This window comes from Sedimentibacter sp., assembly GCF_038562225.1.
GTDB lineage: Bacteria > Bacillota > Clostridia > Tissierellales > Sedimentibacteraceae > Sedimentibacter.
Genome location: NZ_JBCFAS010000005.1, coordinates 133,425 through 158,095, shown reverse-complemented (window position 1 = coordinate 158,095; position 24,671 = coordinate 133,425). Strand labels below are relative to the sequence as shown.

General features: G+C 36.0%; 21 protein-coding genes. 20 read left to right on the top strand and 1 reads right to left on the bottom strand.

Translation table 11 applies throughout. From position 1 onward, the window contains the following. Positions 1-105 precede the first annotated feature (105 nt). Complete coding sequence (gene dnaK, locus AAGU76_RS17255; RefSeq protein WP_342486770.1) at positions 106-1,953, top strand: molecular chaperone DnaK; 1,848 nt, start codon at positions 106-108, stop codon at positions 1,951-1,953. Positions 1,954-2,225: 272 nt separating this feature from the next. Beyond that, complete coding sequence (gene dnaJ / locus AAGU76_RS17250; RefSeq protein ID WP_342486769.1) at positions 2,226-3,368, top strand: molecular chaperone DnaJ; 1,143 nt, start codon at positions 2,226-2,228, stop codon at positions 3,366-3,368. Positions 3,369-3,458: 90 nt separating this feature from the next. Here the strand turns inward: dnaJ and AAGU76_RS17245 are convergent, their stop codons facing one another. Continuing rightward, positions 3,459-5,168, bottom strand: a complete 1,710-nt coding sequence (locus AAGU76_RS17245; protein ID WP_342486768.1) for an LTA synthase family protein — start codon at positions 5,166-5,168, stop codon at positions 3,459-3,461. Positions 5,169-5,677: 509 nt separating this feature from the next. On the opposite strand from AAGU76_RS17245, the gene AAGU76_RS17240 reads away from it, so the two are divergent. From AAGU76_RS17240 to AAGU76_RS17155, 18 genes are all read left to right on the top strand, one after another. Continuing rightward, a complete protein-coding gene (locus tag AAGU76_RS17240; protein WP_342486767.1) occupies positions 5,678-7,012 on the top strand; it encodes an O-antigen ligase family protein in 1,335 nt (444 codons plus the stop codon). 26 nt (positions 7,013-7,038) lie between these two features. After that, positions 7,039-10,011, top strand: coding sequence for a CapA family protein (locus tag AAGU76_RS17235; RefSeq protein ID WP_342486766.1), 2,973 nt, complete (start codon positions 7,039-7,041; stop codon positions 10,009-10,011). A gap of 41 nt (positions 10,012-10,052) precedes the next feature. Then, positions 10,053-10,967, top strand: coding sequence for a glycosyltransferase family 2 protein (locus AAGU76_RS17230; RefSeq protein ID WP_342486765.1), 915 nt, complete (start codon positions 10,053-10,055; stop codon positions 10,965-10,967). 15 nt (positions 10,968-10,982) lie between these two features. Further along, positions 10,983-12,461: a hypothetical protein gene (locus AAGU76_RS17225; RefSeq protein WP_342486764.1), complete on the top strand. Its 1,479-nt coding sequence runs from the start codon at positions 10,983-10,985 to the stop codon at positions 12,459-12,461. Between the two features lie 131 nt (positions 12,462-12,592). Next, positions 12,593-13,258, top strand: a complete 666-nt coding sequence (locus tag AAGU76_RS17220) for a prepilin peptidase (RefSeq protein WP_342486763.1) — start codon at positions 12,593-12,595, stop codon at positions 13,256-13,258. A gap of 23 nt (positions 13,259-13,281) precedes the next feature. Further along, positions 13,282-13,446, top strand: a complete 165-nt coding sequence (locus AAGU76_RS17215) for a Flp family type IVb pilin (RefSeq protein WP_342486762.1) — start codon at positions 13,282-13,284, stop codon at positions 13,444-13,446. A gap of 272 nt (positions 13,447-13,718) precedes the next feature. Further along, positions 13,719-13,883 carry a Flp family type IVb pilin gene (locus tag AAGU76_RS17210; protein WP_342486761.1) on the top strand — a complete coding sequence of 55 codons (165 nt, stop codon included), beginning with the start codon at positions 13,719-13,721 and terminating at the stop codon, positions 13,881-13,883. 90 nt (positions 13,884-13,973) lie between these two features. Next, positions 13,974-14,420, top strand: a complete 447-nt coding sequence (locus AAGU76_RS17205; RefSeq protein WP_342486760.1) for a TadE family protein — start codon at positions 13,974-13,976, stop codon at positions 14,418-14,420. 48 nt (positions 14,421-14,468) lie between these two features. Next, positions 14,469-15,464: a TadE/TadG family type IV pilus assembly protein gene (locus AAGU76_RS17200; RefSeq protein WP_342486844.1), complete on the top strand. Its 996-nt coding sequence runs from the start codon at positions 14,469-14,471 to the stop codon at positions 15,462-15,464. Positions 15,465-15,493: 29 nt separating this feature from the next. After that, positions 15,494-16,237, top strand: a complete 744-nt coding sequence (gene cpaB, locus AAGU76_RS17195) for a Flp pilus assembly protein CpaB (RefSeq protein ID WP_342486759.1) — start codon at positions 15,494-15,496, stop codon at positions 16,235-16,237. A 17-nt stretch (positions 16,238-16,254) separates the two neighbouring features. Beyond that, positions 16,255-17,469, top strand: a complete 1,215-nt coding sequence (locus tag AAGU76_RS17190) for an AAA family ATPase (RefSeq protein ID WP_342486758.1) — start codon at positions 16,255-16,257, stop codon at positions 17,467-17,469. A 17-nt stretch (positions 17,470-17,486) separates the two neighbouring features. Next, complete coding sequence (locus tag AAGU76_RS17185; RefSeq protein ID WP_342486757.1) at positions 17,487-18,845, top strand: CpaF family protein; 1,359 nt, start codon at positions 17,487-17,489, stop codon at positions 18,843-18,845. 8 nt (positions 18,846-18,853) lie between these two features. After that, positions 18,854-19,798: a type II secretion system F family protein gene (locus tag AAGU76_RS17180; RefSeq protein ID WP_342486756.1), complete on the top strand. Its 945-nt coding sequence runs from the start codon at positions 18,854-18,856 to the stop codon at positions 19,796-19,798. Between the two features lie 12 nt (positions 19,799-19,810). Beyond that, on the top strand, positions 19,811-20,743 hold the full coding sequence (locus AAGU76_RS17175; protein WP_342486755.1) for a type II secretion system F family protein: 933 nt from the start codon (positions 19,811-19,813) through the stop codon (positions 20,741-20,743). Next, complete coding sequence (locus tag AAGU76_RS17170; protein ID WP_342486754.1) at positions 20,743-21,072, top strand: DUF192 domain-containing protein; 330 nt, start codon at positions 20,743-20,745, stop codon at positions 21,070-21,072. Before AAGU76_RS17175 ends, AAGU76_RS17170 begins: the two co-directional genes overlap by 1 nt. A 41-nt stretch (positions 21,073-21,113) precedes the next feature. After that, entirely contained in the window at positions 21,114-22,175 is a 1,062-nt protein-coding gene (locus AAGU76_RS17165) for a hypothetical protein (protein ID WP_342486753.1), read from the top strand. Between the two features lie 111 nt (positions 22,176-22,286). Then, positions 22,287-22,667, top strand: coding sequence for a hotdog fold domain-containing protein (locus AAGU76_RS17160; protein WP_342486752.1), 381 nt, complete (start codon positions 22,287-22,289; stop codon positions 22,665-22,667). A gap of 324 nt (positions 22,668-22,991) precedes the next feature. Continuing rightward, on the top strand, positions 22,992-24,668 hold the full coding sequence (locus AAGU76_RS17155) for a GspE/PulE family protein (protein WP_342486751.1): 1,677 nt from the start codon (positions 22,992-22,994) through the stop codon (positions 24,666-24,668). Positions 24,669-24,671: the final 3 nt, after the last annotated feature.

Genomic DNA, 24,671 nt, shown 5'->3' with positions numbered 1-24,671 from the left:
ATCTTGTAAGCAAAGCAAAATAATCAGCGTTGTCATTCTGAGCGCAAGCGAAGAATCTCATCAAATATAGTAAAATATTAATTAATATCATATATGGAGGAAAAAATGAGCAAAGTTATAGGTATTGACTTAGGTACTACAAACTCTTGTGTAGCAGTTATGGAAGGCGGAGAAGCCGTTGTTATAGCAAACGTGGAAGGTAAAAGAACGACTCCTTCAATAGTTGCATTTACAAAAGACGGAGAAAGACTTGTTGGAGAAACAGCAAAAAGACAGGCAGTAACAAACCCTGACAGAACCATCGCTTCAATCAAAAGAGAAATGGGAACCGACCACAAGGTTAGAATCGATGGAAAAGCATATACACCACAGGAGATTTCAGCATTCATACTTCAAAAATTAAAAGCTGACGCTGAAAGTTACTTAGGAGAAACAGTTACGGAAGCAGTTATCACTGTTCCTGCATATTTCTCAGACAGCCAAAGACAGGCAACAAAGGATGCCGGTAAAATTGCCGGACTCGAAGTAAAAAGAATCATAAACGAACCTACTGCAGCAGCTCTTGCATATGGAATTGACAAGGAAGACCACATGCAGACAATAATGGTATATGACCTGGGCGGAGGTACATTCGACGTTTCAATCCTTGAAATAGGCGAAGGCGTATTCGAGGTTAAGGCTACAGCAGGAAACAACAGACTGGGCGGAGACGACTTTGACCAGGTAATAATCGACTACCTGGCAGACCAGTTCAAGAAAGAAAACGGAATTGACTTAAGACAGGATAAAATGGCGCTTCAAAGACTTAAGGAAGCTGCAGAAACAGCAAAGAAGGAATTGTCAAGCGCAATGACTTCAGCAATCAACCTGCCGTTTATAACAGCAACTCAGGAAGGACCTAAACACCTTAACATGGACCTTTCCAGAGCAAAATTCAACGAACTGACAGCATTCCTTGTTGAAAAGACAGTGGAACCTGTTAAGAAGGCAATGGCAGATGCAAAACTCACATCAAACGACATCGACAAGGTACTGCTGGTTGGTGGTTCCACAAGAATCCCTGCAGTACAGGACGCAGTTAAGAGACTTACAGGAAAAGACCCTCACAAGGGAATCAACCCTGACGAATGTGTTGCTTTGGGAGCAGCTATCCAAGGTGGAGTATTGACAGGAGAATTCGGAAACGACATCCTTCTTGTAGACGTAACTCCATTGTCACTGGGAATTGAAACATTAGGCGGAGTATTTACAAAATTAATAGACAGAAACACAAGAATACCTACCAAGAAGAGCCAGGTGTTCTCAACGGCAGCAGACAATCAGCCTGCAGTTGACATCCACGTTCTCCAGGGTGAAAGACAAATGGCAAATGACAACATTTCACTGGGAAGATTCCAGTTGTCAGGCATAGTACCTGCACCAAGAGGAATTCCACAGATTGAAGTTACATTTGACATAGATGCCAACGGCATAGTTAACGTAAGTGCAAAAGATTTAGGAACAGGAAAAGAGCAAAAAATCACAATCACTGCTTCTACAAAAATGTCAGACGCTGATATAGAAAAGAAAGTTAAAGAAGCTGAACAATATGCTGAAGAAGACAAGAAGAGAAAAGAAGACATCGAAATTAAAAACAATGCAGACACTCTTGTTTATCAGACAGAAAAAACACTGAAAGACTTGGAAGGCAAGATTTCAGCAGAAGAAAAAGCATCTGCTCAGGCGGCAGCTGATGAACTGAAAAAAGCTATTGAAAGCAACGACACAGCTCAGATGAAAGATAAAACTGATAAGCTGACAAAAGTATTCAATGACTTGGCTCAGAAGCTTTATGCACAGGCAGGCCCGCAGGCTGGTCCTCAGGGCGGAGCAGACTTCAGCCAGGGTTCACAGGGACCTGATGACAATGTTGTAGACGCTGAATTCGAAGAAATCCACGACGACGACAAATAAGAAGCCCTAAACAATTTATGTTAGCGGCAGCGAGCAAGTAAATTGGTGAACGAGACTGCATAAACTCATTGACTAAGCAAGCAACTTAATATAAAATAACATGACAGCCAAGCTAAATCTTAATAAGGTTTAGCTTGGTTAATGTAAGAAGAAACTAGAGTGCCATCGCAAGCTTTGACAGTTGTCATCCTGAGCAAACGAAGGATCTATCTTTTACTTACAAAGGAATTCTTATATATTATTATCAGCACAGAGGTGGTGAGGAGAAACTTATGGCAAAAAGAGATTATTACGAAATATTGGGCATTGACAAGAGCGCCGATGAAAAAGCCATCAAATCGGCATTCAGAAAACTGGCAAAGCAGTACCACCCGGACCTGAATCCCGATAACAAGGAAGCAGAAGCAAAGTTCAAGGAAATAAACGAGGCTTATGAAGTTCTCAGCGACCCGGACAAAAAAGCCAAGTACGATCAGTTCGGCCATGCTGCTTTTGACCAGACTCAAGGTTTTGGCGGAGGCGGAGCAGGCTTCAACGACTTTGGAGATATATTCGGTGATATATTCGGAGATTTCTTCGGAGGAGGTTTCAACGGCGGCGGAACAAGGGCTCAAAGAACCGGCCCCAAGGCAGGCTCAGACCTTAAGATAAAGCTTGATATCACGTTTGAAGAGGCAGCATTCGGAACCAAGAAAGAAATTAAGATAAATCGTATAGAAAAGTGTCACGTATGCGACGGAACAGGAGCTAAAAAGGGAACAAGCAAGAAAACCTGTCCCACATGCAACGGAGCCGGCAGTATAAAGACAGTACAAAGAACTCCCTTCGGACAGTTTGCAAGCACAAAGATATGCTCGACCTGCAACGGTACGGGAGAGGTTGTTGAAGAACCATGCGCAGCATGCCAGGGTACAGGCAAGGAGAAAAAATCAAGAAAGCTATCCATCAATATTCCTGCAGGTGTTGACACAGGCTCGGTAATACCGCTGCGAGGCGAAGGAAACCACGGTGAAAGAGGCGGCCCGGCAGGAGACTTGTATGTTTATATAAATGTCAAGGAGCATGAGCTGTTTGAAAGAGACGGAAATGACGTATGGTGCGAAATACCCATATCATTTGCCAAGGCAGCAATGGGCGGTTCCATAGAAGTTCCAACGCTTGAAGGTAAGGTTAAATACGAAGTGCCGGAAGGAACGCAGCCGGGAACAGTGTTCAGACTTAAGAATAAAGGGATCAAGAACCTGCGAGGAGCAGGCAAGGGCGACCAGTATGTAAGGATAAAGATAGATGTTCCTAAGAAACTTACAGACAAGCAAAAATCCATACTGGAACAATTTGCAGAAGAAATGGGCGAAAAATCCGACACCGACAAAAAAGGCTTCTTCGGCAAAATGAAGGACGCTTTTAAGGATTAATATTAAGGCTGTGTTATAGAATACTATAACACGGCCTGATTTTTCTCAAGAGTTTATTTTATATGTATTTAAAATTTTATACACATTTGTTTATTTTAATATTTCTTTAAAAAAATCACCTCTTATAATTAAATCTGCAATGTAATTTGCAGAAGTTAAATGCGTAGCATCATAAGTTTTGCCGATGATTTCTCCAGAAGAAAATAATGCGGAACTTGTTTTGGAAAACAAATTTTTGCCCATCATAAATTTTGTGTTTTCAATCTTATCTAAGCCTAACAGGTACGATAGGGTTGGCATCATATCAACTTGTCCTCCGATATTATCAATTTCAAAACCTTCAATTCCAGGAATGTAAATTATGTATGGTATTTTTTTATTGTTTTCAGGAAGATAGGTATCATAGTATTTGTGTATCCCTTCATGATCACCATATATTACCAAAATTGAATTTTCAAGATAGCCATTATCTTTTAACATGCTGTAAAATTCACCCAAAGCCTTATCAGTATAATGAATGCTCTGAAGATAATTGCACGAGTAATCATTATATGGTAAGTTAAGATATTTGATTTCATCTGAAATATTAAAAGGCATGTGAGATGTTAATGTAATAATAAACATGTAGAAGGGGCTTTTCAATTTCTGCAGTTCATCAAATGACTGCAGAAATAATGATTCGTCAGCTATCCCCATTCCATCTATTTTTTTGTATACAAACTGTTCTTCGCTTATATAATTGTTGAATCCTAAAGACGGAAAAACACGGTTACGATTCCAAAATTCTTTATCATCTCCATGAACAGCAATGGAAGTATACCCTTCTAAACTTAACATATAAGGTAAAGAATAATATCTATTATTGCCAAATCGTATAAAGGTACTTCCGTTTTTTATAGGATAAATTGATGTGTTGAACATAAGTTCAGCATCTGAACTGTTTCCTTCATTAACTTGTTCATAAATATTACTAAAATAAATGCTACTTTTAAGTAATTTATTAATATTAGGCGTAATTTCTTGATTGAAATATAAACGATTTATAACTATATTTTCTAAAGATTCGAACTGAATTGCTATTATATTTTTCCCTGAAGCTATCCCTTCAAAGTATTGATATTTAATATCTGGTGTATTATGTTTGAAATTCTCATTGAGCCAATAACTTATGGCATTTTTGTCCTGTTCATCTAACGTATAATTTTTTTCGTAAAAAACACTAAGGATATCATACATATGCTTACCGATTGGTGACAATATAAGTGGATGCATTCTTATGTTTCCAATCATTCTTGTGTCTTCAAGCTGATTAAATTGAGCAACTATTGTAATAATACATGCTGTGAAAGTAACAATGAACATTATTACTTTTCTTATGCTAATGTTACGATATGTTTTTTTATTGTAGAGTAATAACAGAAATGGTAGGTCAATAAAATAAAGAAAATCAGCTACTTTAATTAGAGATACAATACTTTGCTCTAGGTCTATTAAAACTCCTTCTGAGAATATCATATAAATACTTATTAATTTTCCAAAAGCTCTTGCATATATAATATCAACAAAAAAAAGTAAGGATATAACAAAATCAATCAAAATCAAATATAAATATTGTTTTTTACCTTTAAGAACGAATGAGAATGAAACTAATAATAGAGTTGGTGTACATCCGTAGAGACTAAAACTTATGATAATATCAAGATTATAAGAATATAAATCAAAAAGCAAAAAACTAGACTTGATAATTATAAAAAAGAAAACTAAAAACCAAAAAAATGAAGAAATTGTTATTTTTTTCATTATTTAATTATACCTTCTAAAATAAAGTCATAGTTAATTTTACTTTAAATCACTAAGAATTACAACTTAAATATTATTATTAGTTAAACATGCTATAATATCAATATTGAGATGTGAGTTCCACCCTATCTGCTTATAACCAACCTGTAAGGATGTTTCAATGGTTCTGTTCTGATTTAGGTTTTGCCAGTTTAATCAAAAGCTATTCATCGATAATGAGCAACTTGTACTTTACTAAATTACAATTTTTTATAATAGTTACTATATAATTAAATTGATTTTATAGGTATCGCATCAAGCTAGGGCACCTTTAATTTGTAAGACTTAGTAAATTGTTGACAATATCAGGAAGCCTGTCTATACTAATATATATGAAACCTTTAGGAAATCGATATAATAAGCATTAGATTAGAGTTGAGGTATCTCTGCAAATAAAGAGAGAGTAATTAAATTTATATAATATAAGATTCAAAAAATAAAAGAACACATTTTAAAAAATAGAGGATAAGTTGAAAAAGGATAAAATTGGTATCAAAAAATTAGAACAAGAAAGTATGCAAGCAGATAAGTTTCAAAATATTGTAAGGATAACATTATTATTAGTACTCGCTGGAATTCCATTGGTCTTTGTACCTTTAGATATAAGCCAAGGAAATTTTGACCAATTTTTTTTGCCAAAGGTTATAGTAATGTTTTTGTTAGTTCTAAGTTCTTCTATAATGTTTATGTTACATTACAAAGAAATTGAGAGCTTTATAGAAAAAGACACAACAAACAAGGCTTTACTTGTATATTATGGTCTGCTGGTTTTATCCTTATTTTTTACGGATAATATATCGATATCTGTTTTTGGCAGACCGGACAGGTCGGAAGGCCTTGTAACGATTTCAATGTATTTAATATTGTTTTTTATGGGAAGATATATAAAAGATATAAATTACAATTTTTTTAAATTTGTTATGGCTACAGCAGTCATAGTAGCGATTTACGGAATACTTCAATATTTTGGGATTGATCCTTTTCCGAGAAACTATAGATCTATCAATTATGGAAGAAGTGCCTTTTCAACTATGGGCAACCCAAATTTTTTGGGGTCATATCTTGTTTTAATGATACCTGTCTCTTTATATTTTTATATTTTCGAGAAAAGAAAATCTGGATTTTTAAGTTATGTGGTCTTGTTTTTTTGTCTATTGTGTACGAGAACAAGGGGCGCTTGGCTTGGAACAATTCTATCTATATCATGTTTAGTCTATTTACATTTCTTCTATCACAAGAATATTAAAAACTATATTAAAAGATATATTACATTAATAATTATTTCACTAATTGTTATTCTTGTTTTTGATTTTTTCAGCGAAGGTGTGTTAATTAACAGGTTTACATCTATTTCATCGGACATGATGGAATTTTTAAAGAACGGCGAAAATTCTGATTATGCAGGTTCACACAGAGGATTCATCTGGAAAAGGGTTATACAACTAATAAAATACAGACCTCTTACGGGATATGGAATAGAAAACTTAGGTGAAACATTTTTGAGATATTTCAAAGATGATATGTTTGAATTCTGGGGCGAAATAAGATACGTGGATAAGGCTCACAATGACTTTTTAAATATTGCTGTAACAACGGGGGTACCTTCATTAATTGTCTATCTGATTTTTGTTTTGTCAGTATTAAAGAAGGGCTTAAGTAATGCTAAAAATCCTGTGTTATTAATTTTGTTACCAAGCATCTCAGGCTATTTGGCAGCTATATTTTTTAACATTAGTGTTACATCCGTTGCATATGTTTACTGGGTTTTCCTTGGAATGGCAGCATCAAATAATTTAAAAATATAAAAGATGAGCATGGCTGGAGCTAATAAATGTCTGAATTTGATTTGAATTACAATAACATAAATAAGAAACGGATTTATTATTGGGACAATATTAAAGGCATTCTAATCTTTCTAGTTGTTTTGGGCCATTTTCTGTTGGATTACATAGATATGGGATATGCCAAATATGTAGTCAGTTTTATTTATTTCTTTCATATGCCTGCATTTGTTTTTGTTTCCGGTTTTTTTAGCAAAAATGAAAGCGCCAGGGCAAGTAAATCCATTGCTAAAATAATATTGATTTATTTGGTTTTTAACACTGCGATAATGATAGTAAGTACGGTTTTATTTGACGTGAACTACCAGTTAATTACTCCTTATTATTCTTTTTGGTATTTGATAGCACTGGTTTTTTGGAGAGTAACTATTAAATATATTGAAGAGTATAAAGATATATTGTATGTAAGCGTTATAGCTTCATTGCTTGTAGGATTCTGGAGCGATGTTTCAAATGTCTTTTCAATCGCCAGAATAATAGTGTTTTTTCCATTTTTTGTTGCCGGATACAAATTATCAGAAGAAAAAATTACTGATATGCTTCAACGTAAAAACAGGAAAGACATGATTAAGGCATTAATACTCTTGCTAACTGCAAGCTTATCAATATATAGTGTGTCTAGAATTAATTACATTAATTTGAACCACTTAACAATGGGAAGCTATGCTTCAATATATGATTTGTTTATACGGTTGATTATTTTAATGATAGCTATGGTCATGATAATAGCTATCCTTAATCTGACTCCTCAAAGACATGTACCTTTATTAAGCAAATGGGGAAAAAATTCTCTATCCATATTTGTATTACATAGATTTATAACATTTGCATTTGTTAAAGCATTACCTGCGAATGATTATAGTAATATATATATATTGTATGGAATTTTAGCCTCAACAGGAACAGTGATAATATTGGGAATAAACGCTGTTAATGAAAAATTTCATATGATTATAAACAAAATTTTTAATTTTATAAAAGATAATTTGATAATTGAAAAAGAACATAAAAAATTTCAGCTAAGAAAGTTTATTGCGATGCTTTTAGTGGTATGTTATTTGATGATTCCTATTATTACTGAATCATTTAAAGCAGTCAGCACAGCATCGGTTAAGGACAACGCTGACATCATACATAATGTAATGTCTGATGACCAGATAAATGCAATCAAAGATTCCTTTTCAATAGCCTTTGTAGGCGATTTGATACTGCTTCAAAAGCAAGTAAACGGCTCATATAACAATGAAACCGGTGAATATGAGTTTAGCCGCATGTTTCAACATTCAAAAAAATATCTGACAGAGGCGGACCTGGCAATTGGTGTATTTGAAGGACCCATGGCAGGGGAAGAAGCAGGTTATTCTTCAGGCAACTATGATGATGGCCTTCCATTATATTTGAATTATCCTGATACTTTTGCAAAGGCTGTGAAGAATTCAGGAATAGATTTGGTTTCCACAGCCAACAATCACCTTTTAGATAAAGGAGAACCGGGAGCGCTGAGAACTCTTGATGTATTGGATGAAAATCAGCTAATGCATGTGGGTTCATACAGAAACTCAACTGAAAAGAATTCTGTCATGATTGTTGAAAAGGATGGTGTACGTATCGGTGTATTGGCATATACATTTGCAAGCAACGGTTATGATGATGAATATTTCATAAAAGAAAATCCTAGTTTAACATCAATTATTGTTGATCCTCGCAGTAAATATTTTACAACGGTAAAAAAGCAGGTTCTTTCTGATTTTAAAAAAATAAAAGAGATGGATAATCCACCGGATTTGATTTTGGTTATACCACATATGGGAACTCAGTTTATGCATGAAACTGATGAATATCAAAAAACATGGAATGATATTTTTATAAACGAAGGTGCGGATATCATCTTAGGAGACCATTCGCATGCTGTTCAACCAATAGAATTCAAATTGACAGAAAACAAAGATGGTATCAAAAAAAATGTTGTAGTAATAAATTGTCCTGGAAACTTTGCAAATTCCTATGTGGAGCATGACGGTGATGCAACCTCGATTGCAGAAATTTATATTGACCCAAGTTCAAAAAAAGTCATTGCTGCTTCAATAGTGCCGATGTACACACAAGCAACAGATGAGTTTAATTATAGAGCATTGCCAATTTATGATATATTAAATGATGATGAATTGAAAAATGCAATAAGTCCATTTGAAATGAAAAGGGTTAAAGAAGTTAACGAAATAGTAACCTCGGTAATGTTAGGAACTAAACTATCATTCGATCAAGTGCAGGACAAATATTTTTTGTTTCCTGAAGGATACTTCAGACAACCAACAAAACCAATAGATATAACAGGAGAAATGAAAAATACTGAAATTTACAAATTGATCAATGAGTCAAAAAACATATGCTTTATCGGAGACAGTATAACAGCTGGGTCGAGGAATGGTGGTTATGGGTGGTATGAACCTCTTATGGCAGCTTTTGAAGAGAAAACTGTTATGAGGGAGGCTTGGGATTCAGCGACTACTTTAACATTGTTGGATAATTCGGATACAATTGCCGCACGGAAAGCTGATTTATATGTTATAGCAATTGGCACAAATGATGTAAGATACAGAAATAAAAAAACATGTGCTATGAATGCTGACGTATATGTTGAAAACATTAATGCTCTTATTGAAAAAGTAACTGAATCAAACAGCAATACCAATTTTATCTTAGTAGCTCCGTGGTTAGCCCTGGACAACGACCCATATACAAAGTTGGAAGTTGAAAAAAGAGACGATATGTTAAAAGAATATGGACAAAAATTAAAAATTTATAGTGAAAAAAAAGGATATTTATATGTTGATGCTAATGCAGAAATTTATAATGAATTTTTGAATTTTACAACAGATAAATATATGTTGGATCATATTCATCCTAATGCTGGAGATGGAATTAAGTTATATAGTGAAAAAATTTTCTTTTCAAACAAATAGAATTTAGTAGTATAATAATAAATTGACTTGAAGGAGTTTTTATGGAGAAAATAGCAGTTGTAATTCCATGTTATAACGAGAGTTTTACTATAAACGAAGTAATTAGAAATTATCATAATGCACTTCCTGAAGCTGATATATATGTTTATGATAATAATTCAACGGATGGAACTTCAGACATTGCAAAGGATGCAGGAGCTATTGTTAGGTACGAGAAAAGGCAAGGAAAAGGTAATGTTATGCGAACTATGTTCAGGGAAATTGATGCAGATTGTTATCTCATAGTTGATGGTGATAATACGTATTCTGCTGAAAGTGCGAGAGAGATGGTAAACTATGTATTGAATGAAAAAGTCGATATGGTGATTGGGGACAGGCTGTCATCTACATATTTTTCAGAAAATAAGAGGTTATTTCACAACTCGGGAAACCGGCTGGTAAGGTTTTTGATAAACAAACTTTTTAATAGTAATATTAGTGATATTATGACTGGCTATAGAGCATTCAGTAGATTATTCGTTAAGAACTACCCCGTCATTTCAAAAGGGTTTGAAATTGAAACTGAAATGACCATACATGCTTTAGATAAGAATTTTTTAATAAAAGAAATTCCAGTAGCCTACCAGGATAGAGTGGCTGGAAGCGTATCAAAACTAAATACTTTTTCTGATGGTTTTAAGGTGTTAAAAACAATTGCAAGATTGTTCAGGGATTACAAGCCCTATGCTTTTTTTTCGGCTGTTTCAATATTTGGGTTAGTTGTTGCTTCTCTTTTGTTTATACCGGTTTTTATAGAATTTTTAAGTACAGGAATAGTGCCACGATTTCCAACTTTAATAGTATCGGTTACGATTTATATTATATCTATATTGATGTGGATTTGCGGTATTATATTGGAAGTTATAGTTAATAAGCATAGACAGCTGTATGAAATACTATTAAATAAGAAGGGTTAATTAGGTGGATTAAGAATGGAAACAAACTTTTTAAATGAAAATCATAAAAAAAGAGATAGAAAGCTGCTGCTTTTTATCATGTTTATTCCATGCTTCTTAATTCGAAGAGTTTTGGATAATGATACATGGTTCCTTCTAAACAGTGGCAGATATGTTATGGAGCATGGCATTCCATATATTGAGCCGTTTTCAATACACGAAAATTTGAAGTTTGTTATGCAGCAATGGCTCACTGATGTTGCTTTCTGGAATTTATATGACAAATTTGGTGAGCAGGGACTGTTTATGCTGGTGACAATTTGTTATGCTGCCATAATATTCCTGATGTTTAATTTGACAATTAGTATTTCAGATAGGAATTTTATGGTATCTTTTTCTGTCACAATGGTGTCCAGTATTTTAATTTTTACATACATGGTTACACGACCAACTATAATAACACTAATTTTGGTCTTACTTGAATTGAATGCATTAGAAAGTTATGTTAAAAGTAAAAACTATAAATATCTTTTTATATTGCCAATATTATCGTTGTTTATGATTAATATGCACGCAGCTCTTTGGCCGATATTATTTATTCTTATATTGCCATATATAGTTGGAGCATTCCAGTTTAAGTTTGTATCATTTGTCAGGGATGAATACAATATAAATCATTTGTTATTATCAGTAATAGCGATGATAATAGTTGCATTTATAAATCCTTACGGGATTGATGCAATGACATATTTGATAAATTCATCCGGATATCCATACATGAAAAAAATCTTGGAGCTGCAGCCTCCTTATATTAACAGCATCCCTGGTGCACTAATTTATTTTTATATTTTTTCTATAGTGTTAATCTATATCTTCTATCGAACAGGAAAATTCAAAATCAGATACTTGTTATTGACAGTAGGTACAACATACATGGTATTAATTTCAATAAGAAATATAACGTATTTTGCTATATGTTCTTCTTTTCCTATCGCTTATTATTTAAAGGATATAGGTATTAGGCAAAATAATGCTATCAATAATAAATTTATTAAGTTAAGGCTGCTACTAAAAACTCTTATAACAGTAGCATTAGTTATTGGAATTTATTTTGGAAATATTAATAACAGCACATATAAAAACTACTCGGATCTAAACAGTGCTGTTGATTATTTATTGAAAAGTGATGACGCATCAAATATTAAATTATTTACAGGATTCAATGACGGAAGCCTGGTACAGTTCAGGGGCATTCGCACATACATTGATCCAAGGGCTGAAGTATACTTTATCAAGCAAAACGGTAAAGATGACATCTTTAATGAGTACTTTGATTTAATAACTGGGAAAATATATTATAAGGACATAATAAACAAGTATAAATTTACTCACATGTTAATTACTAAAGGTGAATTGCTGGATACCTATCTCAATAGGGATACAGACTATGAAATTATTTATGAAAATGAAGAATATAATGTATATAAAAATTTAAAAATACAAGCAAATTATTAGCTTGTAATTGAAATGTAATTAAAATAAAATTAAAATGTAATTGAAACGTAATGCAAAATAATGGAAATGTAATTCTCTAGTATTAAAATAATATATAGATTCCTAAATATAAAATAGGGGAATAAGTAAGCATGTATATACAAACATCAATGATATTTGGAATTATTGGACTAGCTGTTGGATTAGGCATTCAGAACATATCTTATAAATTAATAAAATTCAAAAGAGGTAAGTTTGAAGTAAGTGAAAATGTATTTTTGCATTCGATGATGTTAAGAATTTTACTTGGAGCTTTTAATGGAGCAGCCTGGGCAATAACGGGATTATTCACCGACAATTTTTTGCTACAAATTTTGATATGTACACAAATTACAGTCGGATTGATTGTATCATATATAGATATTAGCATAAGAATTATACCCAATGAAATCGTTTTAATTATAATAACAATGGGTATGATTTTTCAAACAAGCACATACGGGTTATACGGTATACTGGGATCTATAATGAGCATGGTTTTTATTATGATAGTATTTACTGCATTGGCAATGTTTATGGGAATGGGTAAGGTTGGAGCGGGTGATGTTAAGCTGGCAGGAGCAATTGGGTTTACGCTGGGATATCCTTTGGTTATTACCGCAATTTGGACAATGGCAATTTCATTAATTATCTTTATTTTGATAGGGTTTTTACTAAAGAAAATTAAATTGTCTACTATGTTACCGCTAGGACCATTTTTGTCTTTAGGTTATGCGTTTTCATTAGTATATTTTGTGCTCAATAATGGTTTAAATTAATACTATATGGGGGAATACATCCAATGAAAAAAACTTTTGAATGGATGAAAAAAGAGGAAGCAGGGCAGGGAATGGTAGAATATTCAATGATATTAGCTTTGATTGCCATTGTTGTGATTGTTTCTGTAAAGGTTTTGGGAAATAGTACGCATGGATTATACAATGAAGTTGTAAATAAAATTCCATGATTATTTCATTTTAGTATAATTATTACCGTGTCGATATTTGTAATATATTTATATTTGAACATATATGCATTAATGAGTATAATGAGATTTAGAATGTTGAAATATTTATAGTTGAAGGATGGCACTTTTAATGGTTTAGATATTTTATTAAAAAGTTATTAAGTAATATTTTTGCAATGAAGTTCATGAATTGTTAAATAATTCTTGAAATAGAAAACCTTGTGATGTATAATATTTCATAAGGCAAAACTTATTAAACATGGGGGTTAAAAATGAAAAAATTAATGAACTGGCTTAAGGAAGAAGAAAGTGGTCAAGGAATGGTAGAGTATGGTTTGATACTTGCTCTGATAGCGGTTGTTGTTATAGCTGCCTTAAATGTTCTTGGACCTAAAGTAGCAGAAACGTTTAACAACGTAAGTGGCAAAATGAGTTAATTGTTGCCAAGAAAATGTTTAAATGCTAAAAGCACCGGCTCGTCCGAATGGTCGGGTCCGGTGCTCTTTACACTTTGAGGGGGTGATTTTGTGAAACTTAAACTAAAAAAAGAAAACGGGCAGGCAATGGTTGAGTTCGCATTGGTACTCCCTATACTACTGCTGTTTGTTGCAGGAATAATCGACTTCGGGTGGATTTTTTACAACCAACTGGCTGCTAATAACGCTAGCAGGGAAGCAGCCCGTTTTATAGCAATTCACTATTATTTTAATGATATGGACAGCAAGGCGGATTATGCAGTAGGTTCTGCTGAAGAAAAAGCATTAGAGATAATTAACTCTTATACTGCAATGTCTGATTTGCTTGTGGATCCAATTACTCCTGAAAGTGATGACGTTAACGGCGGTGAAAAGATAAAGGTGAAATTTAAAGGGAATGTAATTATATTGACTCCTTTGTTATCTAAAGTTATTGATACTGACGGTGACGGAAAATTTTTAATTAAGTCAGAATGTACCATGAGGGTGGAAAAATAAGCTTAGTGCGTTAAATAATATTTACAAGGGAGGGAATGTTTGGAGAATATGCGTAATTTTTTACGGAAAGAAGAAGGTTCAGTAGTTGTTCTTGTTGCATTGTTCATGACTGTTCTCGTCGGTTTTGCTGCTTTTGTTCTGGATTTGGGACTGACATATAACTCAGCATCCAAGCTGCAAAGAGGACTTGACAGTGTTGCTCTGGCAGCAGTCAGAGAGCTTCCTTCAAACAGTGAGGCATCAACGCAGTGGAACAATGCAAAAGCAGCAGCGATAAAATATGCAGAACTGAACGGTATTAATAACTTGAATACAAGCGACATATTGCCAGTTTATGAAAGCGGAAAAATAATCGGTGTCACTGTTAAAGGAAACGTTGATGTTGATTATCATTTTGCAAGCATATTGGGAATAAATTCAACAAATGTAAATAAGGAAGCTACTGCAAAATTGATGAAGGTAAGCGGTATGTCTGGATTGCTGCCGATTGCCCTACCCAAAGCTGTAATGGATATAATAGAAAATGAAGGCCTGATGGGACAAAATATCACGTTGAAACTTGGACCCCAAAAGGTGGATGCTTTGGCTGAAGATGACATGAGAGACGATTTTGAACATGAGTTTGACATAGCCGGAAATAGCGGATGGAGGGGAGCGATTAACTTTCTTGCAGATGATTTAAAAACACTAGATGGAGGAGATTACAAGAATGCCATGGAAAGCGGCGGTTTTTCTTCGATTATAAATATCGGTGATCCAGTTGAAGCCAACTCAGGAACCATGCCTGTGGATGTAACTGGCAAAATAGTAATAGGGCAGGAAGTAACGGTTCCCGTTGTGCAAAAGGATGCATATGGTGTGTTGAGAGTTGTCGGTTTTGTAACCTTCCAGATAACAAATTTGGAAGGTAACAGTGAAGGAAGCAAAAAAATAAGCATCTTAACGTCATCTTATGTAAAAAACTATATTGTTTCAGGCGATTCAACATCTGGAGTAGTAATGAACGATTACGGTGTAAGAGCTGCTAAACTGGTTGATTATTGATAAAAGAGTTAACATTATTGGAGGAGCAGATGAAAAAGGTCAAGGTATTGGCATTGGTGACGGCAGTTATTGCTGCTGTCCTTTTGTATAATTTTTTGAGTTCCCTTAGTGAAAAGGCTGAAAAGGAGGCAGAAGTTGTAAAGACAGGAGTTTTGACGGCATCTGTCAATATACCTCCTAATACAACCATCACTGAGGATATGGTTGAAATAACAGAAATTCCTATGGAGGCAGTTCATGCAGAGGCTGTTGTAAATGAAGCTGCTGCTGTAGGAAAGTTTTCCAAGTATGAAATAACAGCAGGAGAACAGGTATTATCAACTAAACTTATTTCTCCTGAAGGCGGCAGCGGTGACGGAACCCTGGCGTATTCCATAAAGCCGGGAATGCGTGCCATTTCTATAGGAGTTAGCAATCTATCCGGTCTTGTGGGTATGATAAAGCCTCAGAACACAGTTGATTTAATTGTTCAGTTTGACAAGATTGAAAATGAAGGTACTGAACAGGAGAAAACAACCAATTATACTACCATGATAGCCGAAAACATCAAGGTTCTGGCGGTCGATGACGTGCTGTCTCAGGAAGGAAAGGCTGTAAATGTAGAAACGGGAATATCATACACGACAGTTACTCTGCAGGTAACACCAGCGCAAGCTATGGAAATAAGCATGTCTGAATACAAGGGACAAATTCGCTTAATTATGAGGTCTCCGCTTGATGACGGTATGACAAATCAGAAAACAATTAAATTTGACGATATTATAATCAATTAATGGACAAGGGGGCATATATGAAGATTAAGGTTTTAATCATAAGCAAAATGGAAAGAAACATCGGTGCTCTTAAGTCTATGATAGACGATGAAGATATAATGATTATCGGAGATACTGTGGGAGGGTCTGTAGCGCTTGACAAGATAGAAAACACATCTCCGGATATTATTCTTATGACTCTGGGCGCAGGAGATACGGATGTACTGAGTCTTGCCGAAAGGATTATCCTTCACAGACCGCGGTCCTTTGTAGTACTGGTTACGGAAAATCTTGATGTGGAAACAATGCAAAGCGCCGTGAAGGCAGGATGTCATAACATAACTCAGCTGCCGGAGACGCCCAAGGAATTTGCTGAATACATAAAATCTGTTTATCACAACGAGTCAATTAGGATTAAATCACTTAGTGAAAAAGAAGCTCTGTTATGGTCTTCTACGGTAATAACAGTTTTTGGAGCTAAGGGAGGTCTTGGAAAAAGCACCATTGCTGCTAATCTGGCTGTTAAGCTTGCAGAAAAAAGAAAAAAGGTAGCTCTTATAGATTTAGACCTGCAGTTTGGGGACTTGCATATTTTCCTGGATATTGAGCCTAAGGATACGATCATTGAACTGGTGCAGGATGTTATAACGCCAAACATTGACTCGGTCAGAAGTTATATGACTGTACACTCCAGCGGGGTTCACCTGCTATGTGCTCCCAAGAGCCCGGAATACTCAGAGCTGGTATCTCCTGAAAAGGTACAGAGTTTATTGAGCCTTTTAAGGAGTTACTACGATTATGTTATTGTAGATACTTCACCTTCTTTCTCAGAATCTACCATGACTGCATTGGAAGCTTCGTCGATTATTTTCTTCGTTACCGGACTGGATATTTCAATACTTAGAAATTCAAAATTGAGTGTTTCTATTTTGGAATCGCTGCAGCAGATGGATAAAATCAGACTCATAGTAAACAGGGCTGTTGACATGAACTCCATAACCGTCAATGATGTTCAGAAAATCATAGGCTATCCTATTTGGGCAAAGATTCCAAGCGATTACAAGGTTGCCGTAAATGCCTTGAACAGAGGTGTTCCTTTTGTTGTAGGAGCGCCCAGCAGCAAGCTTAGTGAGTCCATTACATCTTTGGCAAATATTTTGGTTAGCGGGTCATCTAATTTTGACATATTGGATAAGAATAAGAAGACATTAAGTATCGGTAAAAAAATAGGTTCTTTCAAGAAAAAACAATAGCTAGGTGGTGATTTGACATGAGTTTGCTTGATCGCCTTGAAAAACAAAAAATGGCTGCTGCTGTTGGAGAAGAAAAAACAGTGGAGGTTTCTGCTGCCAACAAACCGGTGTTCAAGGATGAATATGCGGATTTAAAGAGCCGCGTTCACAGGGAATTTATCGAAATTGTAAATCAACAGGATGTGAATCTCTTTAATCTTAACGCAGAACGTGAACAGGAGCTTCTCAAGATCATGGAGTCCATTGTGGAATCCAAGACATCGAATTTGTCAAGAACTGAACGTTCACGTTTGCTTAAGGAAATATACAACGATGTAATGGGATTAGGGCCTTTGGAACCTCTCCTTAATGACAATGAAGTATCTGAAATAATGGTTAACGGGCCTTACCAGGTTTATGTTGAACGAAAAGGAAAGCTGGAGCTTTCCAATGTAGTATTCAAGGATAATGCCCATGTACTCAATATAATAAACCGTATAGTATCTTCTGTTGGCAGACGTATTGACGAATCAAGCCCTATGGTTGATGCACGTTTGTCCGACGGTTCTCGTTTTAATGCAGTAATACCGCCGTTGTCTTTAATAGGACCTTCCATGACCATACGTAAATTTTCTAAAAAGCCTTATACAGCCAACGACCTGATTAAGTTTGGCTCTCTATCTCCGAAGATGGTAGCTTTCCTGGAGGCATGTGTTAAGGGAAAATTAAATGTAATAGTTTCAGGAGGCACAGGCAGTGGTAAAACTACACTTCTTAACGTCTTGTCAAGCTGCATACCAAACAATGAGCGAATAGTGACCATAGAGGATGCTGCAGAGCTTCAGCTTATGCAGGATCATGTGGTTACTTTGGAAAGCAGGCCTCCTAACCTGGAAGGCTCCGGTCAGATTAGCATAAGGGATTTGGTGCGCAACTCACTGCGTATGCGTCCTGACCGTATAATTGTCGGCGAGGTTCGTTCAGGGGAAACGCTGGATATGCTTCAGGCGATGAACACAGGCCATGACGGATCACTTACTACAGCCCATGCCAACTCACCAAGAGAGCTTATGTCACGTCTTGAAACAATGGTGCTTATGTCAGGGATGGATTTGCCCGTAAGAGCCATCAGGGAGCAGATACATTCTGCCCTGAATCTGATAGTTCATCAGTCAAGGCTCAGGGACGGATCCAGAAAGGTTGTCAACATAACTGAAGTTGTTGGGATGGAAGGAGATACTATTACCCTTCAGGACTTGTTTGTATACAGGATTGAAGGAGTGGATAGTTACGGCAAGATTAAAGGAGGCTTTGTTTCTACAGGAATACGTCCCAACTTCCTGGAAAAGATTACTTCAAGCGGTATTTTGGTCAGAGACGACTGGTTTACGAACTGAGGTGTATTATGGAGATTGTTATTTCTGCATTAATTGCTGTATTGATATATATTGTTGTTTACACAGGTCTCTCAAAGAACAACAAGGAACAGGTTAGACATAGGGTTTCCAGATATTTTAAGGAAAACAACATGGATGATGTTCAGGAACAGTTCATAAGAGAGAAAACAGAAGAAGAAAACAAAAAGAAAAAACAAAGATTCAAGCTTGCCAGCCAGGAATTTTCAAGCTACATTGCTTCCTCAGGTATAAAGCTTAAGCCCAATGAATTCATTATGTTTTGGGCTATGCTTACTCTTGTTCCAATGATTTTGGTAATACTTTTCGGAGGAAGCATAGTCACCGGTATCGCATTGGCAGTCATAGGAATTGCCATACCTCCGTTCATCATAAACAATGCCAGAAAGAAACGCGATGACCTTTTCAATACTCAATTGGCTCAGGCAACAGTTATGATGGGAAACAGCATCAAGGGCGGCTTTACGTTTTTGCAATCAATGGAAAGCGTGGCTGAGGATATGCAGCCTCCCATATCAACAGAATTTGCAAGGGTGCTGAGGGAAATTCATTATGGTGTTAAGCAGACAGATGCTCTCAATCGCATGGTGGAAAGAACCAAGAACAGGGACCTGGAACTGTTAGTTTCAGCAGTGCTGACCTCTGCTCAGGTTGGAAGCAATTTGTCAGAAATTTTGGATACCATATCAGCAACAATTAGGGATCGAATCAGGATAAAGCTGGAAATTAAAACACTGACAGCACAAGGAAGAGTGTCAGGACTGATTATAGGGTTGCTGCCTCTGGTTCTTGTTTTAGCTTTAATGGTTATAAGTCCCGGGTATTTTGCAGGCTTTTTCGAATCAGATATTGGTAAGATACTAGTGGTTGTTTCATTAGTACTAGAGATAACTGGTTTCGCTGTTATAAATAATATTGTTAATATTAAAATGTAAGGAAGTGGTTTGATGGCTCTTTATATTTCCTTGTTGTTTGCTATTTGCATATTTTCTGCTGTTGTTATTTTACTTAACAGTTTTGGGGAAAACTCAGACCGAGTAAAAAACAGGCTCTCCAGACTGGAGACCCAGGAGAAAATTGTAGTAATAGATGATGAGCTGAATAAGTCATTGGCAGAAAGATTTATAAGTCCGCTTGTTTCATCGATTGTCAAATCCCTGGGAAAGTTGGTTCCAGACATGGATTTAGACAATCAAAAGTCGGAGAACTTAAGAAGGATGCTTCGTCAGGCAGGTCTAATCCTTATGCCCAGCGAATATTCCGCAATCAGGATAATCGTAGTAATAGGAACTTCGGTATTATTTTTCTTGCTTTCTTTTATTTTGAACATGGATAACTATTATGTGGTATTGATGCCCGTACTAGGGGCTTATGCTGCATTTGCTGTAATGCGTTTTGGATTGGTGAGTCGAATAACTCAAAGAAAACAGAAGATGGAAAGCCAGCTGCCGGATGTTCTGGACATGCTCAGCGTCAATGTGGAAGCAGGACTTGGTTTTGAACAGGCAATGCTTCATGTCATAGAGCATTTTGAAGGACCATTGATAGATGAACTTAACATCACATACAGAGAAATGACCATGGGCAGGAGCAGGAAGGATGCATTGACGCTGTTGGGAGAACGCTGTGACATAGATGACCTTAAATCATTTACCGGCTCGGTTATCCAGGCAAACAAACTAGGCATTTCATTGAAAAACATCCTTCACACACAGGCAGATGCCATAAGAGAAAGCCACCGCAGCAAAATTGAAGAACAGGCCCACAAGATGTCTATCAAGATACTGCTGCCGATGGTTATATTCATTTTCCCCGTTATTTTCATAGTATTGATGGGGCCTGCAGTCGTATCTATCATGGAAGTGTTTGGTGGCCAATAATGGAGGCTAGAATCAAGGATATTTCAACAATTAATAAAGTTATTAAGGCCGACTCATTCAAATCAAGACTGGTCGGTCTTTTGAATAAAAAGTCAATAAATATGGATGAAGGTTTGCTTTTGACAGACTGTTCCTCCATTCACTGCTTCTTCATGAAATTCACCATTGATGCAGTGTATCTATCTAAGGAAATGAAAGTCTTGTATAAAGAAACTGTAAAACCATGGCATGTAGGTAAGATCGTTAAAAACTGCAGACATGTTCTTGAGCTTCATGAAGGTGCATCTGATAATATTTTTGTTGGTGATGTTATTGAATTTATAGAATAACTGTTGTATAATGTTTCCATATAAGAATATGGAGGAACATGATGAAAGATAGCGACAAAAATATAGTTGAAATGCTGCGTGATAAAACAGAAGAATATGATTTGAACAGCATTTTGAAAAGTTCGTTCGGCGGTTATACAAAAAAGTCAGTTCATGAATATTTAGCTTTATTGCGAAAGCAGCAGCAAACATCACAGGAAACATTTTCGAGAAACCTCCAGGATCTATTTGAAGAAAAAGAAAAAATAAAGAAGAACAATGAAACTCTTTTGGCAAGATACAACAAGCTTTCTGCCGAGTATGACAATTTGTCTGAATCCATTAAAAACATAAGGCTTGAAGCAACTGAATTTTCTGCCAAAGATGTTGTTATGCTCAAAAATCGCGTTGTGTCTTTAGAAGAAGAAGTAAAGATAGCAAACAGGGATAAGAAAAACCTGGATAAGGAAGTTGAGCACCTCAACAATGAAATAAACAATCTTCATATAAAGCTTAAACATTCAATGCAGGAAACAGAAGCTCAGAAGGTCATGCTTAAGGCTGAAAGAGCTGAAACAAAAAAACAGAGGGATACCGTTGCAGACCTGTCACGCATGCTGGAAGAGGAAAAAAACGAGATTAAGTACCTTAAGGGCACAATGACAGACGGCAAGTATGCAGAACTGAATTCTAAAATAGGGGAACTCAGCACTCAGATTGTGGCCATGACGGATGTTGTCAAAAAGCTTAATCTTGACAATGAACTCAAGGAAAAAACCGTAGATTCCTTGAATGATGAAATTGCCATGCTAAAACAAAAGCTTACAATGCTTCAGAAATCTCTGAGTGAATCGAACACGCAAAATGACAAGCTGCTTGTAGCTAATGAGGCACTAAAGCAGAAGCTGCAGGAAGAATACAAAAAATCAATAAATCTCATCAATGATAATTCTAATTTGGCCATTGACAAACTGATAGCTCAGAAAAATCTGAGTGTTGCCGAAGCTAAAATTACTTCACTTGAAATGCAGCTGCTGAAGGTAAAAAAATCTGAAGAAATAATAATTTTGCATGACAAAATGGAAGATAACAGACACAAAGCAGAGCCTATAGGAAATGTTTAGGGCTACGTTTTAAATATAAAAAAGATGAATAAAATTGACAAGCCTTCGGTTTAATGCTATGATAATGTTGTCACATTGGGCGTGTGATATGGGCAAAAATTGGAGGATGAAATGAAATCATTAATTAGGATGAGAATGAGTGCACATGATGCTCATTACGGCGGAGAACTGGTGGATGGTGCCAGGATGCTGGGATTGTTCGGGGATGTCGCTACAGAACTTTTAATCAAACATGATGGAGACGAAGGATTGTTTTGTGCTTATGACAAAGTAGAATTCCTTGCACCTGTATTTGCAGGTGATTACATCGAAGCAGAAGGTGAAATAGTTTCTGTGGGCAACTCTTCCAGAAAAATGATGTTTGAGGCGAGAAAAGTAATTGTTCCAAGAAAGGACATTAACGAATCTGCGTGTGACTTTTTAGAAGAACCTATAGTTGTTTGCAGGGCATCAGGTACATGCGTAGTGCCAAAGGACAAACAAAGAAAATAATTTAACAATTGTATTTCATTGGACGTTGGTGTTAAAGCCATCGTCCTTTTTGTATTAAAAATATCCTTAATTTAATTTTATAACAATATTAAATTATATATATACATTTATATTATTCTTTATATTTAATAAGATTTTAATAAATAGAGAAGAAAAATTATTAATAATAAAATAATTGACCTTGGAATGTCATGTGCTTATAATTTAAATACACTCAAAAACAACTTATATAAAAGAAGATCCTTCGCTGCCGCTCAGGATGACAGTAATGGGATAGATTCACAGGCTGAAAGTATCTTGTGGTGGCTATTTTTCAGGTGATGTATGAATAAGAATTCATCAAGACTGGGAGAATTACTTCTCCAAAAAATGAAAATAACCGAAGAGCAACTGGAGCTTTCGTTGGAAGAACAAGGCTCAACTGATGAAAAACTCGGGAACATACTTGTCAGGAAAGGTTATGTTTCAGAAATTGATGTGCTCAGAATGCTTTCATGTCAGACCGGTTTAAGGATAATAAACGTTGACAGCTGCAAAATTGAAAAAAATGCTGTGGGAAGGATTTCCGAAAGGCTGGCAAGGAGAACGGGCTCAATACCTCTCGGGTATGAAGGGGAAAAGCTGTTGGTTGCCATGTCGGACCCGCTAAATATATTTGATGTTGAAGATATTGAGCTTGAAGCCGGAATTAAGGTTTCAGCAGTTTTTGCATTGAAAAGTCAGGTTTTTGATGCAATTGAAAGGTATATGAGCAGCCGAAACACAGAGAAAGCGGCAGCCGAAATAAGCAGGGATGCTTCAGAAGAAAAAGGTTCTGTTAGTGATGAAAAAAATGATGCCTTTGTAAACAATTCACCTGTTGTAAAGCTTGTTAATTCACTTATTAGGCAGGCTGTTAAAATGGGGGCCAGCGACATACATATAGAACCATTTGATGAAAAAATCAGGATAAGATTCAGAGTTGACGGTGAGCTTCATGAAGTGCTGAACATACCAATGAAGTCTCATTCTGCCATTGTTACCAGGATAAAGGTCATGGCTAGAATGAACATTGCAGAGAAGAGGCTTCCGCAGGATGGAAGGTTCGAACTGAATATCGACGATGATGCAATTGACCTGAGAGTATCTGTATTACCGACAGTCTGCGGTGAAAAGATTGTGCTGAGGATATTGAACAGGAGCAGCTTTATCAAATCTAAGCATGAACTAGGATTTACAACGGAAGACCTTATGATATTAGATTCAATCATGGGATGCCAAAACGGAATAATTTTGATTTCCGGACCTACCGGCAGCGGCAAAACCACAACCCTTTATGCGTATCTTCATGAGCTTAATAAAGTGAACAAAAACATCATCACCGTTGAGGACCCGGTAGAATATAAGATTCACGGTATAAACCAGGTACAAGTTAACTTAAGAGCTGGACTTTCCTTTGCATCAGGATTGAGGTCAATCCTAAGGCAGGATCCTGACATAATAATGGTTGGAGAAATAAGGGATGAAGAGACTGCAAGTATGGCGGTAAGAGCGGCAATTACCGGACATCTGGTCATAAGCACCATACATACAAACGATGCTCCTTCTACAGTCATAAGGCTTCATGACATGGGCATCAAGCCGTTTCTTACGGCTGCATCCCTGAGGGGAGTTGTGTCGCAACGGCTTGTAAGGAAAATATGTCCAAACTGCAGAACAGAATATGAGACAGGTAAACATGAAATGGAATTGTTGAAATTAAAAGAAAGCACAGCTTTGTACAGGGGTACAGGCTGCGCTGTGTGTTATTACTCAGGATATAGCGGAAGAATAGGAATTTATGAGGTCATGAAGGCTGACAAAGACATAAGGGACATAATATACAGGGGAGGATCAGCTGATGAACTGGCAAGAGCTGCTGAAAGGAACGGAATGACAACGCTTAAGGAAAACTGCAGGCAGCTGGTTCTTAGTGGTATAACGTCTGTTGATGAATACTCACAGTTGGTTTATAAACTTTGATAA